This window comes from Alishewanella sp. HL-SH05 (genome assembly GCF_052655985.1).
On sequence record NZ_CP199753.1, the window covers coordinates 1283661 to 1300964 of the forward strand.

At 46.0% G+C, this 17304-nt stretch carries 18 protein-coding genes; 15 read left to right on the plus strand and 3 right to left on the minus strand.

What is annotated here, in order from left to right; genetic code table 11:
- Positions 1 to 139 precede the first annotated feature (139 nt).
- The 14 genes from pspA to ACUJFL_RS06000 all read left to right on the plus strand — a co-directional run bounded on the left by pspA (position 140) and on the right by ACUJFL_RS06000 (position 13388).
- Positions 140 to 811, plus strand: coding sequence for a phage shock protein PspA (gene pspA, locus ACUJFL_RS05935; protein WP_226749801.1), 672 nt, complete (start codon positions 140 to 142; stop codon positions 809 to 811).
- Between the two features lie 31 nt (positions 812 to 842).
- Entirely contained in the window at positions 843 to 1079 is a 237-nt protein-coding gene (gene pspB / locus ACUJFL_RS05940; protein WP_226749802.1) for an envelope stress response membrane protein PspB, read from the plus strand.
- Entirely contained in the window at positions 1072 to 1485 is a 414-nt protein-coding gene (pspC, locus tag ACUJFL_RS05945; RefSeq protein WP_445426370.1) for an envelope stress response membrane protein PspC, read from the plus strand. The genes pspB and pspC overlap by 8 nt, the downstream gene beginning before the upstream one ends.
- A 25-nt stretch (positions 1486 to 1510) precedes the next feature.
- A complete protein-coding gene (locus tag ACUJFL_RS05950) occupies positions 1511 to 2896 on the plus strand; it encodes a YcjX family protein (protein WP_445426371.1) in 1386 nt (461 codons plus the stop codon).
- On the plus strand, positions 2893 to 3900 hold the full coding sequence (locus tag ACUJFL_RS05955; RefSeq protein WP_445428716.1) for a TIGR01620 family protein: 1008 nt from the start codon (positions 2893 to 2895) through the stop codon (positions 3898 to 3900). Before ACUJFL_RS05950 ends, ACUJFL_RS05955 begins: the two co-directional genes overlap by 4 nt.
- 116 nt (positions 3901 to 4016) lie before the next feature.
- Positions 4017 to 5243: a methionine gamma-lyase gene (gene megL / locus ACUJFL_RS05960; RefSeq protein WP_445428717.1), complete on the plus strand. Its 1227-nt coding sequence runs from the start codon at positions 4017 to 4019 to the stop codon at positions 5241 to 5243.
- A gap of 179 nt (positions 5244 to 5422) precedes the next feature.
- Positions 5423 to 6223, plus strand: a complete 801-nt coding sequence (gene phhA, locus ACUJFL_RS05965; RefSeq protein WP_226749807.1) for a phenylalanine 4-monooxygenase — start codon at positions 5423 to 5425, stop codon at positions 6221 to 6223.
- A 9-nt stretch (positions 6224 to 6232) separates the two neighbouring features.
- The gene (locus ACUJFL_RS05970; RefSeq protein ID WP_226749808.1) at positions 6233 to 6571 is read left to right on the plus strand and encodes a 4a-hydroxytetrahydrobiopterin dehydratase; all 339 of its coding nucleotides are present in this window, start codon (positions 6233 to 6235) and stop codon (positions 6569 to 6571) included.
- A 135-nt stretch (positions 6572 to 6706) separates the two neighbouring features.
- Positions 6707 to 8269, plus strand: coding sequence for a transcriptional regulator TyrR (gene tyrR, locus ACUJFL_RS05975; protein WP_306176911.1), 1563 nt, complete (start codon positions 6707 to 6709; stop codon positions 8267 to 8269).
- A gap of 212 nt (positions 8270 to 8481) precedes the next feature.
- Positions 8482 to 9555, plus strand: coding sequence for a 4-hydroxyphenylpyruvate dioxygenase (hppD, locus tag ACUJFL_RS05980; RefSeq protein ID WP_226749810.1), 1074 nt, complete (start codon positions 8482 to 8484; stop codon positions 9553 to 9555).
- Positions 9548 to 10681 carry a homogentisate 1,2-dioxygenase gene (locus ACUJFL_RS05985; protein ID WP_445428718.1) on the plus strand — a complete coding sequence of 378 codons (1134 nt, stop codon included), beginning with the start codon at positions 9548 to 9550 and terminating at the stop codon, positions 10679 to 10681. Before hppD ends, ACUJFL_RS05985 begins: the two co-directional genes overlap by 8 nt.
- Before the next feature lie 21 nt (positions 10682 to 10702).
- Positions 10703 to 11716, plus strand: coding sequence for a fumarylacetoacetate hydrolase family protein (locus ACUJFL_RS05990; RefSeq protein ID WP_306176910.1), 1014 nt, complete (start codon positions 10703 to 10705; stop codon positions 11714 to 11716).
- 59 nt (positions 11717 to 11775) lie between these two features.
- Positions 11776 to 12417 carry a maleylacetoacetate isomerase gene (gene maiA / locus ACUJFL_RS05995; RefSeq protein ID WP_445428719.1) on the plus strand — a complete coding sequence of 214 codons (642 nt, stop codon included), beginning with the start codon at positions 11776 to 11778 and terminating at the stop codon, positions 12415 to 12417.
- Positions 12418 to 12542: 125 nt separating this feature from the next.
- Positions 12543 to 13388 carry a GAF domain-containing protein gene (locus ACUJFL_RS06000; RefSeq protein ID WP_445428720.1) on the plus strand — a complete coding sequence of 282 codons (846 nt, stop codon included), beginning with the start codon at positions 12543 to 12545 and terminating at the stop codon, positions 13386 to 13388.
- 199 nt (positions 13389 to 13587) lie between these two features.
- Here ACUJFL_RS06000 and ACUJFL_RS06005 read toward each other — a convergent pair whose 3' ends face one another.
- The 3 genes from ACUJFL_RS06005 to gloB are packed head-to-tail and all read right to left on the minus strand — an operon-like array spanning position 13588 to position 16500.
- Positions 13588 to 14064 carry a hypothetical protein gene (locus ACUJFL_RS06005; protein ID WP_445428721.1) on the minus strand — a complete coding sequence of 159 codons (477 nt, stop codon included), beginning with the start codon at positions 14062 to 14064 and terminating at the stop codon, positions 13588 to 13590.
- An 18-nt stretch (positions 14065 to 14082) separates the two neighbouring features.
- Positions 14083 to 15675, minus strand: a complete 1593-nt coding sequence (locus ACUJFL_RS06010) for a LysM peptidoglycan-binding domain-containing protein (RefSeq protein ID WP_445428722.1) — start codon at positions 15673 to 15675, stop codon at positions 14083 to 14085.
- Between the two features lie 57 nt (positions 15676 to 15732).
- Entirely contained in the window at positions 15733 to 16500 is a 768-nt protein-coding gene (gloB, locus tag ACUJFL_RS06015; protein WP_445428723.1) for a hydroxyacylglutathione hydrolase, read from the minus strand.
- Between the two features lie 39 nt (positions 16501 to 16539).
- Between gloB and ACUJFL_RS06020 the strand changes: the two genes are divergently transcribed.
- Positions 16540 to 17304 carry a class I SAM-dependent methyltransferase gene (locus ACUJFL_RS06020; protein WP_445428724.1) on the plus strand — a complete coding sequence of 255 codons (765 nt, stop codon included), beginning with the start codon at positions 16540 to 16542 and terminating at the stop codon, positions 17302 to 17304.

The following is a 17304-nucleotide window of genomic DNA, read 5'->3' on the forward strand; positions in this document are numbered from 1 at the left end:
CCGGTGGTAGGAACAGTTTTATTTTTATTTTAAATAAACTTGTTTATATTCATTAATTTAAAATTTATTTCCAAGTTGGCAAGGAATCTGAATAAGGTTAAGGGGTAAACACTATTTACTTAACGCAGAGGATTACATTATGGGCATTTTTTCCCGCTTTTCCGATATCGTCAACTCGAATATCAACGCACTACTGGATAAAGCAGAAGATCCAGAAAAAATGGTGCGGTTAATCATCCAAGAAATGGAAGACACCTTAGTTGAAGTGCGTTCTTCATCGGCTAAAACGATCGCTGAGAAAAAAGAATTACAGCGTGTGGTTAATCGCTTGCATGAAGAAGTGAACGATTGGCAAGCTAAAGCCGAATTAGCTTTATCAAAAGATCGCGATGATTTAGCGCGCGCCGCTTTGATTGAACGGCAAAAAGCCCAAACGCAAGCGGATGCGGTAAGCCGTGATATCGCTAATCTGGATGAACATATCAGTAAGTTGCAGGACGAAGTCTCGCAGCTGCAAGAAAAACTGGCAGATGCCAAAGCACGCCAAAAAAGTATGCTGATGCGCCAGCAAACGGTGGCGAATCGTTTAGAAGTGAAGAAAACCCTAGATAGCACTAAGCTGAATGATGCGATGTATCGCTTTGAACGCTATGAGCAAAAAATTGATAACTTAGAAGCGCAGGTTGAAGCCTACGACTTAGGCAAAAAGACCTTAAAAGACGAGTTCGCTGAACTGGCGGCGCAAGATAAGATTGATCACGAATTGGCTGCTTTAAAAGCCAAGATACAGCAAGGTTCTAAAGACGCCTGATGACAGGCGTCGTTTTCGTAAGGGTTAAACCATGGATTTACATGAATTAATTTTTGTGCCACTGATACTGTTTATGCTTTTTGTGGCACCGCTGTGGGTAATTATGCATTATCGCAGTAAAAATAAAATTAAGCAGGGGCTCTCGGCCAGTGAGTTAGAGCAATTAAATGAACTGGCGCACCGCGCTGAAAAAATGTCGGAGCGTATTAAAACACTAGAAGCGATTTTAGATGCAGAAAGTCCACGTTGGAGGACGCAACATGATTAAGAAAAGAGCTGAATTACTGCGCGATGATGAAAATGGCAAGATCGCGGGTGTGTGTGCCGGTATCGCTGATTACTTCGGCTGGGAAATTTGGCTGGTGCGCATTATTACCATTTCTGCCGCTTTTCTTGGCGCAGGTGGTTTAGTATTTGTACTCTATATTGCAGCTTGGGTGGTGCTTGAAAAAAAGTCACTGGCTCAACCGCCAACAGCCGGGGCAGGCAGTTCCATTTATAATGGGAAATCGGTTGAGCTTAAAACTCGAGTTTGGCAACGTGGTGAGTCGCCAAAACAGGCGTTACTGCATTTAAACCACCAGTTTAATAGCATGGAGTTGACGTTGCGTGATATGGAGCGGCATGTGACCTCAAGCCACTTTCAGTTAAATCGAGAGTTTAATAACCTCTGATGTCTTTACAGACTAAGCGAGTATTATGAGTTGGTTAGAAAGCATTCAGTATCAAAGTCAACAATGGGGCCAACGCGCACTGGATCGGCATTTGCGCCTTGGTGTGACGGGGCTCAGTGGTGCTGGAAAAACCGCATTTATTACTTCCTTAGTACATCAATTGACGCTGGGTGATCAGCCAGAACATTTGCCGTTTTTTGCTGTGGTTCAACAAGGACGCTATTTGGGGGGGCGGCTAGCCAACAACCAACCGTTGGCTTTTCCGCGGTTTCCTTATGAACAAAACGTGCAGTATTTACAGCAACAGCCAGCAACATGGCCACCGTCTACGGCTGGTTGGAGCCAATTAAACCTCACCTTACGTTACAAATCAGCCGCGGGCTGGCGCTCGAAGATCCAACAGCGCAGTGAGTTACAACTGGAGCTTGTCGATTACCCTGGTGAATGGTTACTTGACCTTCCAATGTTGCAGCAAGATTATCAGCAGTGGTCAACGTTTTGTTGGACGCTGTTTCAGCAACCACATCGTCAAGCTGAAGCACAAGTTTTTGCGGACTTGCTAGCCAATACCGATTTAAACGATGTCAGCGCATTGCAACTGCAACGTTTAACCGATGCTTATTTAAATTTATTACACACTTTTCGCGAGAATGCGGCGACGTTTTTGCATCAACCCGGTCGTTTATTAGTGCCTGGCGAATTAGCCGGTGCGCCAATGTTAAAACTCTTTCCGCTGTTACCGGCGCAATTAAAGCAGGATAGCCCGTTGTTGCAACAACTAAGCGAGCATTATCACAGCTATTGTGATTACGTGATTAAACCCTTTTATCGACAGCATTTTTCCCGTTTAGATCGTCAAGTCGTGTTAGTGGATTGCTTATCCGCACTGAATGCTGGCTTTGCCGCTATGCAAGAATTACAGCAGGCCTTAGGTTTAATTATGCAAAGCTTTCGCTATGGCCCCGCCAGTATTTTGGGCCGCTTATTTAAACCCCAGATTAATAAAGTGCTGTTTGCCGCGAGTAAGGCCGATCATGTCACACCCGAGCAACATAAAGCCCTGACGTTATTATTGCAGCAGCTTTTACAACAGCCGATTAAACATAGCCATTATGCGTCAGCAAAAAGTGAGGCCATGGCCTTAGCGGCGATCCGTGCAAGTAGCGCCGGATTTGTGCAACACGCTGGGCAAAAAAGCCCTTGTATCAGTGGTGTTGAGTTAGATAGCGGAAATAAGGTCACACTGTTTCCAGGTGAGGTACCCGCTAAACTGCCGGATGCGGCCTTATTTAACCGGCATCCTTTTCAATTTCCGGCGCTCGCGCCGTTGCAACACAGCGGACAACAACCAATGCCACATGTGCGGATGGATCACGCCTTGGAGTTTCTACTAGGAGACAAATTACAATGACGGATTTAAAGCCTGCGCAACGCTTTAGCGATGTGGCCGATGTGAATAGTCCTTTGTTACAACCGCGTGCACAGTTTAGCGAACACGCAATACAGCCAGAGCTACCAGAGCCCAGCGAGCTTGCCAGCGAGCCCGGCTCACGCCTCGTTAGCAAGTTAATGTATGTGGGTGTCGTGTTGGTGCTAGTGTTGGCGATAGGGCAATGGTTAGCGTGGTGGCAACAAAGTTGGCAAGCCAGTATACCGATGGCAATAGTCAGTAGCTTACTCAGTGTAGTGCTTGGTAGTGTCGTGTTTATCGTGGGGTTTAGAGAGTGGCAGTTATGGCGGCGCTTAAAGCAAAATCAGCGTTGGCAGCAACAAGCCGCACGGATCAATGACAGCGTGCAGTTTGGAGAAGCCCCCGCTTTATGCCAAGACATGTTAGCGGTCTTACCACCGAGTAGCTCGTTAACCGCAGCAATTGCGCGTTGGCAGCAAGCGCTGACGCCCGAGCACAGTGATCAAGAGCAGCTTAATTTATTTAATCAGTTGGTGCTAAGCGATGCCGATACCAAAGCGCGGCAGGTCATTTGGCGCGCCAGTACCGATAGCAGTTTGGCGGTGGCGATCAGTCCTTTTGCCTTGGCCGATATGTTATTGGTGTTATGGCGCAGCAGTCGTATGTTACGCGAATTAGCGCAGGTATATGGTGCGCCTATTGGTCAATTACGCAGTATGGCGATGTTAAAACGAACCTTTACCGCCTTATTGTGGGCGGGCGGCTCTGAGGTGGTGCTGGATATGGCGTCGGATGTGCTCAGTAGTGAGTTGACGGCGAAAATTTCAGCCCGCGCTGGACAAGGCGTGATTGCCGGTTTGTTGGTAGCCCGTATTGGCAGTTTAGCGCAGCAGCAATTACGCCCTTTACCCCTGCAAGTGAACCAAAAGGTCAGTGTTAGCGAATTAGCCAAAGTCTTAGTAGGGCGCTTTAAAGGCCAGACTGCAACTGACAATAAAAGCTGACAATCTTAACTGGTAAGATATGTTGTTGCTTCAGACAGCAAGCCGTCTGGCTTGCTTCCCTTTCTGCTGGCGCGAGTTAATGTTATTCACAAGTTAAGCCATCAGCAGACATCATTATGCATCAACCTAAAAATAAGCATTTAGAAACACTTTGTATTCACGCTGGCAAAGCTGTTGATCAGCATGGCGCGCTAAGTACGCCTTTGTATCAAACTTCAACTTTTGTATTTGATAATACCGAGCAAGGTGCTGCGCGATTTGCAGGTGAGCAACCAGGTTATATTTACACCCGCTTAGGTAATCCCACCACCCGTGAATTAGAGTTAAAAGTGGCGGCCTTAGAAGGTATGGCTGATGCTGCGGCAACGGCAACGGGAATGGGCGCGGTGGCCGCTGCGACCATGGCATTTTTACAACAAGGTGATCACCTGATTGCTAGCCAAGCCATTTATGGTTGTAGCTTTGCACTGTTTAATCATCAATTTCGTCGCTATGGTATCGAGGTCAGTTTTGTTGATATGACCGATCATGCAGCAGTGCGAGCGGCGATCCAACCCAATACCAAGATGATGTTTTTAGAAACGCCGATTAACCCCAACTTAGTGGTGTTAGATCTGGCTTTTTTATGCGGGTTGTGTCGCGAGCACAATATGATGTCGGTCGTCGACAATACCTTTTTAACGCCGTTATTACAGCAACCTGCTCAATATGGCGCTGATATAGTCATTCACAGTGCGACCAAGTATCTCAATGGTCATGGTGATGTGGTAGCGGGGATTATTGTGTCGGATCAAGATAACATTCAACAAATCAAAATGACCACGTTAAAAGACATGGGGGCGACGATGAGCCCACATGATGCTTGGTTAATTATTCGTGGCTTAAAAACGTTATCGGTACGTATGCAGCGTCATTGTGAAAATGCTCAGCAAGTAGCTGAGTTTTTACAAGCGCATCCGGCGATCGCCGCTGTGTATTATCCGGGTCTGCCAGGACATCCAGGTTATCGCTTTATTGGTAATCAGATGAAAGCGGCCGGTGGTGTTATTGCTTTTGAATTAAAGGCCAGCTTGGAACAGAGCCGCCAAGTCATCAATCGATGTGAGCTGTTTAACATTGCGGTGAGTTTAGGTGATGCCGAATCATTAATTCAACATCCTGCGTCAATGACCCACAGCCCATATACGGCAGAAGAGCGGGCCAAAGCAGGTATTAGTGATGGCCTGATCCGCGTTTCAATTGGCTTAGAGCATATCGATGATATTTTGGCCGACTTGCAACGTGCCCTGAGTATTATCACTGTCGCGGTGCCACAACGCCAGAGCCACTCTCTGCCCGCTTGACGCTCACTGTAATGCCAGCTTTACGCTTGTGCATGACATTAATCGGGTGCACAGGATTAACTCCTGTCGCCCAATCATCTAGTATCTGCAGCTATTACGCTTGGCGCACCGCCCAACAATAATAATGCCGCCAAGCGATTCGGTTTAATACCGACCTTCATTAAGACAACAGGTAGTGTATGACTAAGACAAGTAAATACCAGTCACGGCAGTCGGATGAGCAAGGCATTATCCACTGGAGTGCGGAAGAAAATCAGATTTGGCATGAATTAATCACTCGGCAACTCAGTGTGATCGAAGGTAAAGCTTGCGCTGAGTATATGGCTGGGTTAGAGAAATTACAGTTACCACAAGATCGCATTCCACAATTAGAGGAAGTGAGCCAAGTACTGCGCGAGTGTACCGGTTGGGAATGTGCCGAAGTACCGGCCCTGATCAGCTTTGATAAATTCTTCGAGTTGTTAGCGAACAAACGTTTTCCTGTGGCAACCTTTATTCGGAGCCGCGAGGAGTTTGATTATCTACAAGAGCCGGATATTTTTCATGAAATATTCGGCCACTGCGCCATGCTTACCAATCCAGCCTTTGCTGAATTTACCCATACTTACGGCAAACTGGGTTTAGCGGCCAGTAAGCAAGACCGCGTTTACTTAGCTCGTCTTTATTGGTTTACCATCGAATTTGGTTTACTTAATACCGCCGATGGCCTACGTATTTATGGCGGTGGTATTTTATCTTCACCGGGTGAAACGCAGTATGCACTGGGCTCAGATATTCCCGAACGTAAAGTGTTTGATGCGGTGGATGTGCTAAGAACTCCTTATCGCATTGATATTATGCAACCCATCTACTTTATGATTAACAGCATTGATGATCTGTTCGACATCTCGCAGTTAGATATGATGCAGTTGGTTAACCAAGCTCGGGCACTCGGTTTACATGCCCCGAAATTTCCGCCAAAAGAAAAACAAGCCAGTTAGGAAGAGTTCATGACACAATTAACCACAATGAAATGTGAAGCTTGCCGCGCAGATGCCCCTAAAGTATCAGATGCGGAATTACCTGAATTAATGCGACAGTTGCCCGATTGGACGCCGATAGTGCGTGATGGCATCTTACAATTAGAGCGCGAATACAAGTTTAAAAACTTTAAGCAAGCTTGGGCCTTTCATAATAAAGTGGCTGAATTAGCTGAAGCCGAAGGTCATCATCCGGCGTTATTACTTGAATGGGGCAAATTAACGGTGACCTGGTGGTCGCACTCGATTAAAGGCCTGCATAAAAACGATTTTATTTGCGCCGCGAAAACCGACGCACTGCTGTCATGATGGCAGCTTGACGAAAAAACTGGCGCCGAGGGCGCCAGTTTTATTTGTGCAGAATTCTTTACGAAAATAACTGGTCTGTCAGCCATTCTATACCGTATTATGCATCATCTATTAAGCCAGAGGTGTAATAAGGCTATGCGTTTAGAAATTCTTTGTCAAAATCGGCTTGGGCTGGCGCAGGATGTGCTGAATATTCTGGTCAGTTACCAGCTTGATCTGCGCGGTATAGAGGTTGATCCTTCGTTAAACAAAATTTATGTATCTTTCCCTACTGTCGACTTTCAGCAGTTCCAAGAGTTAATGGCAAAAATGCGCCGCATTAATGGCGTAGAAGACGTGAAAACGACGGCGTTTTTACCCTCTGAGCGTGAGCATAACGAATTAATGACATTATTGCGTACTTTACCCGATGGTTTAATTGCCATTGATGCTAAAGCCAATGTAACGGTAATTAATGATGCGGCATTAGAAGCGCTGTCGGTTGCCCGCGAAGAGATTGCCGATCAATCGTTGCAAGGCATGGTCAAAGGTTTCAATTTTCTGCGCTGGTTAGAAGGTGATGACGTTTTGGCGCAAACCCGTCGTTTTGAAATTCATGGCAAACGCTTTATCGCCGACATTCTACCGGTACACGTGCCGGACGAAACGGGTAAAGATATCTTAGCGGGCGCGGTGATAAACCTGAAGTCTGAAAGCCGCTTAGGTCAGCATATGATTGCCTTTAAAAAAGGCGATCAAGAAAGCTTTAATAGCATTCAGGCAACCAGTAATGCCATGCGCAAAGTGGTGCGTGAAGCACGACGGATGTCGCAACTCGATGCCCCTATCCTGATTATGGGTGAAACCGGCACCGGAAAAGAGTTACTGGCTCGCGCTTGTCATGCCGCGGGCGGACGTCACGGTAAACCGTTTTTAACCGTGCCTTGCGCCTCAATGCCTGATAACGTCGCTGAATCTGAGTTATTTGGTTATGGTCCCAATGCTTTTGCCGGCTCGGCTGAAGGCAAAAAAGGCATTTTTGAACAAGCTAATGGTGGCACCGTTTTTCTTGATGAAGTTGGCGAGATGTCTCATCAACTACAAACGAAATTATTGCGCTTTTTACAAGATGGTAGCTTTCGTCGAGTGGGTGAGGAAAAAGAAGTTAAAGTGGATGTTAGAGTGTTGTGCACCACGCAAAAAGATTTGCCAGCGATGGTGCAAGAATCGAAGTTTCGCGAAGATTTGTTTTATCGGTTAAATGTATTGACGCTCAACCTACCGCCATTGCGGGAACGTCGTCAAGATGTGGTGCCGTTAGCAGAGTTTTTTATTGCGCGTTACGCTGCACGTTTAGGACGCAAAGCGCCGAAGTTAAGTGAAAGCTGTGGTCAATTTTTGCAGCAGTATCCTTGGCCAGGCAATGTTCGACAATTAGAAAATGCCTTATATCGTGCGGTTACCTTGTTAGATGGAAGCGAGTTAGATAAGCATCACTTACAGTTACCAAGCTATACCAATGACTTTGGTTACTTAGAGCAAGACTTTGATGGCACCTTAGATGAAGCCGTAAAACGCTTTGAAGCAAATCTTCTGCGCAAATTGTTTCCGGCCTATCCTAGCTCACGGCAACTGGCAAAAAAACTGGGGTTAAGCCATACTGCGGTGGCAAATAAATTACGTGATTATGGTATTAACCGTAAGAGTGTAAAAATATAAATACGATTTTGTATTTTTCGTTGTACATCGTTAAGGCCGTCAGCCAGTGCTGACGGCCTTTCTGTTTGAATAAGCGGAAAAACAGTGGTTTTGTATGTTTAACTGTACATTCTAGTCTCAGTGTCGTCTAAAGCTCTTACTTAGCTTGCCCCTTTCTTTTTTCTGGCGCTCGCGCATGATGTCGGCAAAGACAAGGTAATAGGAGTTGTACAATGACTGATCATATTAATCCGCTAGGCACAGATGGTTTTGAATTCGTAGAATATACCGCTGCCGATGCTAACGGCATTCAAAAGTTAAAAGAGCTGTTTTTCGGTCTAGGTTTTACCGAAGTCGCAAAACACCGTTCAAAACAAGCTTGGCTGTATAAGCAAGGCGATATTAACTTTATTATCAATGCCGAGCCCAATTCGCAGGCTGAAGCCTTTGCACGCCAGCATGGTCCATCCGTGTGCGCCATGGCGTTTCGAGTAAAAGATGCCGCAACCGCTTTGCAACATGCTTTAGCGAATGGTGCAAAAGAATATAAAAACCAAATTGGCCCGATGGAGCTTAATATTCCTGCCGTTTACGGTATTGGGAGCAGCTTGCTTTATTTTGTTGATCGCTATGGCGCGAGCTCAGTGTACGACATCGATTTTAAATACTATGACAACTGGCAAGTTGAGATGGCCAAGCATGGTGTGGGTTTAGAAATTCTTGATCACCTCACACACAATGTTATGCGTGGCAATATGAATTTGTGGGCCGGTTTCTATGAGAATATCGGTAACTTCCGTGAGATCCGTTATTTCGACATTGAAGGTAAACTGACGGGGCTGGTCTCCAAAGCGATGACGGCACCTTGTGGCAAAATTCGTATTCCAATCAATGAATCGTCAGATGACAAATCACAAATTGAAGAATTTATCCGTGAATACAAAGGCGAGGGTATTCAGCATATCGCGCTAACCACGGAAGATATCTATCAAACAGTTCGCACTTTACGTGAGCGCGGTATGGAATTTATGCCGACACCTGAAACCTATTACAACAAGGTAAATGAACGGGTCGAAGGCCATACTGAAGATCTCGATCAACTGCGCGATTTGCGTATTCTGATCGACGGCGCGCCGATGAAAGATGGCATCTTGCTGCAAATCTTCACTAAGACTGTGATCGGGCCAGTATTCTTTGAAATTATTCAACGTAAAGGTAATGAAGGTTTTGGTGAAGGTAACTTCAAGGCTTTATTTGAATCGATTGAAGAAGATCAGATCCAGCGCGGAGTGTTAAATAATGCGTAAATGGGCAGCCTTTCCACTAAAAGAAGGTGATATATCTCGTCAAGCGCATGCCGATTTTCCAGAGCAGGCCATTTATGAGCGTGAAGCGGGGCGCAGCGGCTTTTTTGGTCCCGCAACTCACTTCCATCATCGGCACGCACCCACGGGCTGGAGCGATTGGCAAGGCCCGTTGCGGCCACGTTTATTTGACTTTAATGCGGTGAATAGCAACAACACCGCTTCACCTTGGTCAGTACCGACCTTGTTACATAACGCCCATTGTAAATTTCGTACCTGGCGTTTAACTGACAAGATGTCGCGACTCGCTCGAAATGCCGATGGCGATGAGTTGTTGTTTATTCATGAGGGCAGTGCTGAGCTGTATTGCGATTATGGCCATTTAACATTGCGTGACGGGGATTACGTGGTGATCCCTCGTTCGACCATGTGGCGTTTAGAGCCGTTTGAGCCCATGCTCATTGTGTTAATTGAAGCAACTAACGACAGCTATCAATTGCCAGAAAAAGGCTTAGTGGGTAATCATGCGATTTTTGACCCTGCGATGCTCGATACGCCAAAAATTGATGAGGCGTTTAAAGCCCAATACAGTGAGCAGCAATGGCAGGTGGAAGTGAAACGACACAATGAAGTATCGGTCATTACCTATCCTTATAATCCGCTGGATGCCATTGGTTGGCATGGTGATTTAGCCGTGATGCGCATTAACTGGCGTGATATTCGGCCTTTAATGAGCCATCGTTATCACTTGCCACCGTCGGCACACACGACTTTTGTCGCGCAACGATTTGTGGTGTGTACCTTTGTGCCTCGGCCTATTGAAAGCGATCCTGGCGCTTTAAAAGTGCCGTTTTATCATAATAACGATGATTATGATGAAGTGCTGTTTTATCATGCGGGTGATTTCTTTAGTCGCGATAATATTGAAAAAGGTATGGTCACTTTCCATCCGGCCGGTTTTACTCATGGCCCTCATCCTAAGGCGTTTCAAGCAGGGCAAGAGTATCGGAAAAAGTTCACTGATGAAGTGGCGGTGATGCTCGATACGCGAGACGCGTTGATTGCCGGCGATGCGGCGGTGGCTACCGAAAACCCTGACTATGTTAACAGCTGGAAAGTTAAGCCTTAATTGCCTGCATAAGGATAAAAAATGAAGTTAGCAAGTTTAAAAAACCAAACACGTGATGGTCAGCTTGTCGTGGTCAGCCGTGATTTACAGCATTGTGTTGCTATTCCACAGATCGCACACACGATGCAGCAGTTATTAGATAATTGGCAACAACTAGCCAATAAAGCCGAGCAAGTTTATCAAGCGCTGAATCAAGGTAGCGTAAGTGATGCTAAGCCGTTTGAGCAGGCAGCGTGTGAATCACCGTTACCGCGCGCCTATCAATGGGCTGATGGCAGTGCTTATGTCAATCATGTTGAACTCGTGCGCAAAGCACGTAATGCTGAAATGCCAGCGAGTTTTTGGACCGATCCGTTAATGTATCAAGGTGGTTCAGATGATTTTATCGGCCCACGCGATCCTATCGTTGCGATCACCCCTGAACATGGCATCGATTTTGAAGGTGAAATCGCCGTGATTACCGACGATGTGCCGATGGGAATAAGTGCAGACGCGGCCTTAGACAAAGTGCGTTTACTGATGTTGGTGAATGATGTGTCGTTGCGTGGTTTGATACCGAATGAATTAGGCAAAGGTTTTGGTTTCTTTCAATCGAAACCCGCTTCAAGTTTTAGCCCTGTTGCCGTTACGCCTGATGAACTAGGACAGCATTGGCAAGCCGGTCGGTTGCATTTGCCCTTGTTATCCACCTATAACGGCGAAGCTTTCGGTAAACCGAATGCCGGTATCGACATGACCTTTAATTTTGGTCAATTAATTGCGCATGCGGCAGCAACACGCAACCTGGGTGCAGGTGCTATCATTGGGTCAGGTACAGTGTCTAATAAACAAGGTACTGACTATGGTACCGCCATTGCTGAAGGTGGCGTGGGCTATAGTTGTATTGCAGAAATCCGCATGATTGAGACCATTCGTGATGGTAAACCGACGACACGTTTTATGCAGTTTGGCGATACCATCCGTTTAGAAATGCTGGATCCACAAGGTCAAAGCATCTTTGGCGCTATTGATCAGCAAGTAACAGCTTCTCACTAAGCTGTTGTTGTTTGCAGGCGGGTGCGCCGCATCCGCCTATTGCTGAGGGGACAACTTAGATGAAACTATACAGTTATTGGCGTTCATCCGCGGCTTACCGCGTACGCATTGCGCTCAATCTTAAGCAGCTCAGTTTTGAGACGATTCCCGTTCACTTATTAAAAGAGGGCGGGCAGCAGCATCAACCGCCCTATCAGCGATTAAATCCAGCCGAGTTAGTTCCTGTTTTTTTTGATGAGCAGGCAACACTGCATCAATCGTTAGCCATTATTGAATATTTAGAAGAGTGTTATCCGCAACATGCATTATTGCCTGACAATCCGGTTGCGCGAGCACAAGTTCGCGGCCTAGCACTGGATATTGCTTGTGAGATGCACCCGCTGAATAATCTTCGTGTATTGCAGTACCTAACGGGTCCGCTTGCGCTATCTGAAGCGCAAAAGTTAGAATGGTTGCATCACTGGTTGCATGTTGGCTTTAAAGCCTTTGAGCAACGCTTATCATCCTGTGCTGGCGATTATTGCTATGGCGACAGTGTAAGTTTGGCAGATGTGTGTTTAGTGCCGCAAGTGTACAACGCTCTGCGCTTTAAACTCGATATGATGCATTATCCGCAGATCAATCGTATTTATCATCATTGTCAGCAATTGGCGGCATTTGCTCTTGCTGCGCCAGAACATCAAAGTGATGCGCAACTGTAAATAACCTTACCTTCTCGATAGTGTTTGCTGTAAAGCGATTGCTGCAACGTTATCTTTACCGTATTGTGGTATTAACTGATGCAATGCTTCGCAAGTAAGGATTTTTCGAGGTTGGATTATTCAGAATGAGCAACGATGATATGTTCCAGTGGTGGCGACAAGCGCCGTTTGGGTGTGCTTTATATCAAGAAACCGCGACGCATCCTGAGCAATGGGTATTTGTTGATGCGAATGCAATATTCAAGGTGGTTACGGGATTAACGGCCGAGCGTTTAGCGGGTAGTCAGCCAGAGGAGTTTAACCGGCATGCGGTGTACTTCTCAGAAAGCACCGCCTTATGTTACCAAGTAGATAGTTATGCTCCTGCTGCCGGGTTTTTCTTAGTGATTTTGCAGCAAATTCCCAACTTACATTTTGCCAGCCCGCCAACGGCCAGCCAGCGCGATCCGGTGGCTTTGATCAGTTTACTGTTAGAACTAGGCCAGCATTTTAGTTCGGTCGAACCGGCTGCATTACCCTCATTAATTCAGCAGGCTTTAGCCAAATTAGGGCAAACTGTGGCGGCGGACCGCGTTTATATTTTTAATTATGATTTTAACAACAATACCTGTTCAAACACTTTTGAGTGGTGCGCTGAGGGCGTTATGCCGGAGATCAACAGTTTACAAGGCGTGCCCTTAGCCGCTATCCCGCAATGGCTGCATGCACATCAAACAGGGCAAGAGATGCACATCCCTGATGTTCCGGCGCTGCCCAAAGGGGATGCCTTAAAACAAATATTACAACCGCAAGGGATCAAAAGTCTGCTCACTATACCCTTGTTGGCGGGTATGGAGCTGTTAGGTTTTGTTGGTTTTGACTCGGTAAAAAACTATCGCTATTACACTGAGCAAGAACGCTTGGTCTTAGGTGTTTTTGCCAGAATGCTGGTTAATTTGGAAGTGTCGGCAAGGCATCGGGTATTAAAGTGATGAGGCTATGCTTTCCAAAACGTTGGTTAAATCGCACGTTCTGTTATGTAGGGATTTTTGGTTTAGTTTTTCAAGGCACCGCAGCTATCCATGCTTGGTGGAATCAGATCCCTATAGACTATTTCTGGCCATTATTGCTGGCACCCCTGCTTTGTTTAGCATCAGGTTTAATGCCCTTATTACAACTTCAAAAAGAGCCTTAACGTTTCGGTTTAAACATTCCTCGCACATTTAACTCACTAATACCGTTGTTAGTTAAACTGAAATTAATTTGGGCTGGACCTTTACTAAAATAATAGGACTCATCATTGATTTGCAGAACAAAACGGCCTCGCGCAGAACGGGCATTATCATCCTTATTCAGCTTAATAAGATATTGGCCAAGTTGCAATGTAAAGCCATGCAAAGGCTGGTTGCTCAAGTCGGTAACCCAAACATCAGTATCATCTTGTAAAATTAAAGCCATCGAATAAGACTGCGGCGGCATCGCAAAACGGGTTTGCTGTTGGCCAACAGTAAACTGATAGGCACCGGCTTCACGTTTCAATTGCAGGGTAAAAATCTGCTGACGTTGTTCGCCACTGGCCGTTTGCAATTGCAATTGGCCATGGTATGCAAAGTCAGCATAACTGAAATGGCTGCAACACAGTAACCAGGCTAATACTACATATTTCATCTGATACCTCGGTAAAAATCAGACATCTGTTGCATCGACTAATAGCGTTAATTGTTGTCCAGGCTGAAGATAGCGTTCAGTATTAATATTATTCCATTTTACGATATCTGCGACTGTAATGCTGAAACGCTGGGCAATTTTAACTAAAGAGTCGCCAGGTCTCACTCGATAATTAAGGGTACGGGTTTGCTGAGTTGCGGTTTGTAATGGGCTGTTGCTCCAAAGCTGGATACGCTGCCCCTCATTTAAGACACTGTTAACGCTTAGTTTATTCCAGTTACGAAGCTGTGCTACCGTCACATCATATTTACGGCTTAAATCCCATAACGTATCACCGCGCTGAATAATATGCTCGGTCATTTCACCGTTGCTGCTTTGGGCACTGTCGTTAGCGGCAATGCTTTGCGTTGAAGTGCTTTGGTTGGTGCTGTTGGGGATCAATAATTCTTGACCAATTCGAATGGTATTGCTGGACAATTTATTTAAGCGCACTAACACGTCAACCGAGGTTTGATAACGACGCGCAATTACGCCTAAGTTATCGCCACTTTTCACACGATAAGGTTTAAACTGCATTAATTGCGTTACCGGGATATTGGCTAACGCTTGGTTAAATACCTCGGCTTGCTCAATCGGTAATACCAGTTGATGGGGACCATCTGGTGCGGTCGCCCATTGGCTAAAGCCAGGGTTTAACGCCTGCAAATCTGCAACGCTCATGTTGGCTAAGTCTGCCGCAATGGCTAAATCAACTTGGCTACCAACATCAACCACGGTAATTTTTGGCTCATTAGCAATAAACTTCCAGACAATTTGGAATTCTTCAGGGCGTTGTAAAATGTCAACCAAAGCTAATAATCTTGGAATGTAAATGGTGGTCTCTGCCGGTAAATCGAGCGACCAAAAATCAGTGGGTAAGCGCCGTTTTTGATTCGCTTTAATCGCGCGCATAATCCGGCCTTCGCCAGCATTGTATGCGGCAATCGCGTTTAACCAATCATGTTCTAAGGTATCGTACAGATATTGCAAATAGTCTAAAGCGGCTTGGGTGGATTGCACTACATCACGACGACCGTCGTACCAGGTGTTTTGTGCTAAGCCAAAACGTTTGCCGGTGACGGGCATAAATTGCCACATGCCAACGGCATTCGCCGGAGAGGTAGCCAGGGGATCAAAGGCGCTTTCAACAATCGGCAATAAGGCCAATTCTAACGGCATTTGGCGCTTTTCTAGCTCTTGCACTATGTAGTACAAAAAAGGCTGGGCTCTGCCCGCGACCTTATCTAAATAGGCTTGATTATCAGTATAAAAATTACGTTGTTCGACGATAGCGCGGGTTTGTGGCACCTTAAAACTTAATTGCGCTTGGATACGCAACCAAAGATCTTCCAACTCGCTGGCATCAAGCAGTTGTTCTTCACTGAGGCCTGAAGCCCATAACCTCGCGGCAATTTGCTCAGCCGAAGCGGTATTCTTGTGAAAATCTACAGCTTTAGTTTTTGCTGGTTGTGGCTGTGGTAACTGAGCTGTCGTTTCAGCATCAGACCCTGTCGTGCTGACACAGCCGGATAACAGTGCCAGTAAAACTACGGCAGGGATTCTTACAGACATAACGGAGATCCAGTTTTAAAAAAAATAAATATTACCTGTCTGACAGCTCAATGCAAGTCAGGATTTAAATTGATCTTTGGCTGCTCTTAAGTAAGTAAACAGCTCAAGAGCCGAGCTTTGTTTAAATTTGTGTTGTAACGATTTGTTTTCACAGCGTAAAAAAGGATTAATCTTTTTCTCTAACGCTAAATTAGAAGGCAAAGTTTCCTGATTTTTTTGTCGCTTTAACTGACTTTGCTGCTGATAATCTAGTAAATCAAGATTATCTGGCTCAACCTCACAGGCAAAACACAAATTTGCCAAGGTGTACTCATGTGTACAATACACTTTAGTGGTACTGGGCAAGTGAGCGAGTCGCTGCAAAGATTGCAGCATCTGCGCGGGTGTCCCTTCAAATAAGCGGCCACAACCGCCGCTAAATAAGGTATCACCGCAAAACAAAACGTCCGCTGAATAATAGGCTACGTGCCCAGCCGTATGGCCCGGCACATGTAGAGTCTGACAGTGCCAATTAAGTTCCGGAAAATGAATGATGCTATTATCGGCTACGGTTTCGGTTAATAATGGAATTTTATGTTGTTCTGCCTCAGGGCCGATGATCCGAACCTCAGGCCACTGCTGTTTTAATTGCGCTAGGCCTCCGGTATGATCAGCATGATGATGAGTAATTAAGATCCCAAGCAATTGTTTGCCGGTTTGCTGAAGGTACTGATTGACCACCGTGGCATCACCCGGGTCAACCAGCAAACAATAGGGTTGGTTCGGGCGTGACAGAACCCAGATATAATTATCCTGAAAGGCATGAATAGGGCTAATATCCAGCATTGGGAACTCCTTTGCATTTAATCAGGGCAGAACATTAACATGAAACCGGCACTTCGTGACAATCATCCTGCAGTCCCTTCCGGCTGGCACTGTTTTCGGCAAGGCCATGCCTTAGCCAGTGCGCTAGAGCAGGAGTTAGAGCCGTGGTTGCAAAAAATCTTCGGTTATTACTTATTGAAGATTGGTGATTTAAGTAGCCAATTAACTTTACCCAGTGCCCGCTTACGCCAACAATTAACGCTAGGCTCTGCCGAAGGGCAAGCAGAACTCCCCACCGGCGCAAAAATGATTGCCGAGCCCGACGCGCTGCCAATAGCGGCAGCGAGCGTTGATGCGGTGCTATTAAGTCATTGTTTAGAATTTCAATCCGATCCACATCACGTGATCCGCGAAGCGCATCGGGTGTTAATTGGCGATGGTTATTTATTGCTTAGCGGCTTTAATCCACATAGTGTGCTTGGGTTAACCCGCTTTGCGCCTTGGCTAAAAAATGAATTTCCGTGGCAAGGTCATTTTTTTAGTGCGGCGAGGATTAAAGATTGGTTGCACTTAATTGGTTTTGAAGTGGTCGGTGAGCAGCGGTTTTTTTGCAGTTCAATGTTAAGTCCAGATTATAAAGCTGGGCGTTGGCAACGTTTCAGTGAACGTCATTTACGCTATTTTGCGTCGAGTTATCTCTTGGTGGCGCGGAAAAGAGAATTACCCTTAACGCCGATCCGGCCAAAATGGCAGGTACAAACTGGCTTTTCTACCGCACAGGGTATCAGCGCGAGGCATGGCGCCCAGCGCAAATCAATAAAATAA

Coding starts and splice junctions, on each gene's coding strand:
- pspA (WP_226749801.1), top strand. CDS start 140: ATGGGCATTTTTTCCCGCTTTTCCGATATCGTCAACTCGAATATCAAC.
- ACUJFL_RS05950 (WP_445426371.1), top strand. CDS start 1,511: ATGAGTTGGTTAGAAAGCATTCAGTATCAAAGTCAACAATGGGGCCAA.
- ACUJFL_RS06000 (WP_445428720.1), top strand. CDS start 12,543: ATGAGCAACGATGATATGTTCCAGTGGTGGCGACAAGCGCCGTTTGGG.
- phhA (WP_226749807.1), top strand. CDS start 5,423: ATGACTAAGACAAGTAAATACCAGTCACGGCAGTCGGATGAGCAAGGC.
- pspB (WP_226749802.1), top strand. CDS start 843: ATGGATTTACATGAATTAATTTTTGTGCCACTGATACTGTTTATGCTT.
- pspC (WP_445426370.1), top strand. CDS start 1,072: ATGATTAAGAAAAGAGCTGAATTACTGCGCGATGATGAAAATGGCAAG.
- ACUJFL_RS05985 (WP_445428718.1), top strand. CDS start 9,548: ATGCGTAAATGGGCAGCCTTTCCACTAAAAGAAGGTGATATATCTCGT.
- ACUJFL_RS06010 (WP_445428722.1), bottom strand. CDS start 15,675: ATGTCTGTAAGAATCCCTGCCGTAGTTTTACTGGCACTGTTATCCGGC.
- megL (WP_445428717.1), top strand. CDS start 4,017: ATGCATCAACCTAAAAATAAGCATTTAGAAACACTTTGTATTCACGCT.
- ACUJFL_RS05990 (WP_306176910.1), top strand. CDS start 10,703: ATGAAGTTAGCAAGTTTAAAAAACCAAACACGTGATGGTCAGCTTGTC.
- maiA (WP_445428719.1), top strand. CDS start 11,776: ATGAAACTATACAGTTATTGGCGTTCATCCGCGGCTTACCGCGTACGC.
- ACUJFL_RS05955 (WP_445428716.1), top strand. CDS start 2,893: ATGACGGATTTAAAGCCTGCGCAACGCTTTAGCGATGTGGCCGATGTG.
- ACUJFL_RS06020 (WP_445428724.1), top strand. CDS start 16,540: ATGAAACCGGCACTTCGTGACAATCATCCTGCAGTCCCTTCCGGCTGG.
- ACUJFL_RS06005 (WP_445428721.1), bottom strand. CDS start 14,064: ATGAAATATGTAGTATTAGCCTGGTTACTGTGTTGCAGCCATTTCAGT.
- ACUJFL_RS05970 (WP_226749808.1), top strand. CDS start 6,233: ATGACACAATTAACCACAATGAAATGTGAAGCTTGCCGCGCAGATGCC.
- hppD (WP_226749810.1), top strand. CDS start 8,482: ATGACTGATCATATTAATCCGCTAGGCACAGATGGTTTTGAATTCGTA.
- tyrR (WP_306176911.1), top strand. CDS start 6,707: ATGCGTTTAGAAATTCTTTGTCAAAATCGGCTTGGGCTGGCGCAGGAT.
- gloB (WP_445428723.1), bottom strand. CDS start 16,500: ATGCTGGATATTAGCCCTATTCATGCCTTTCAGGATAATTATATCTGG.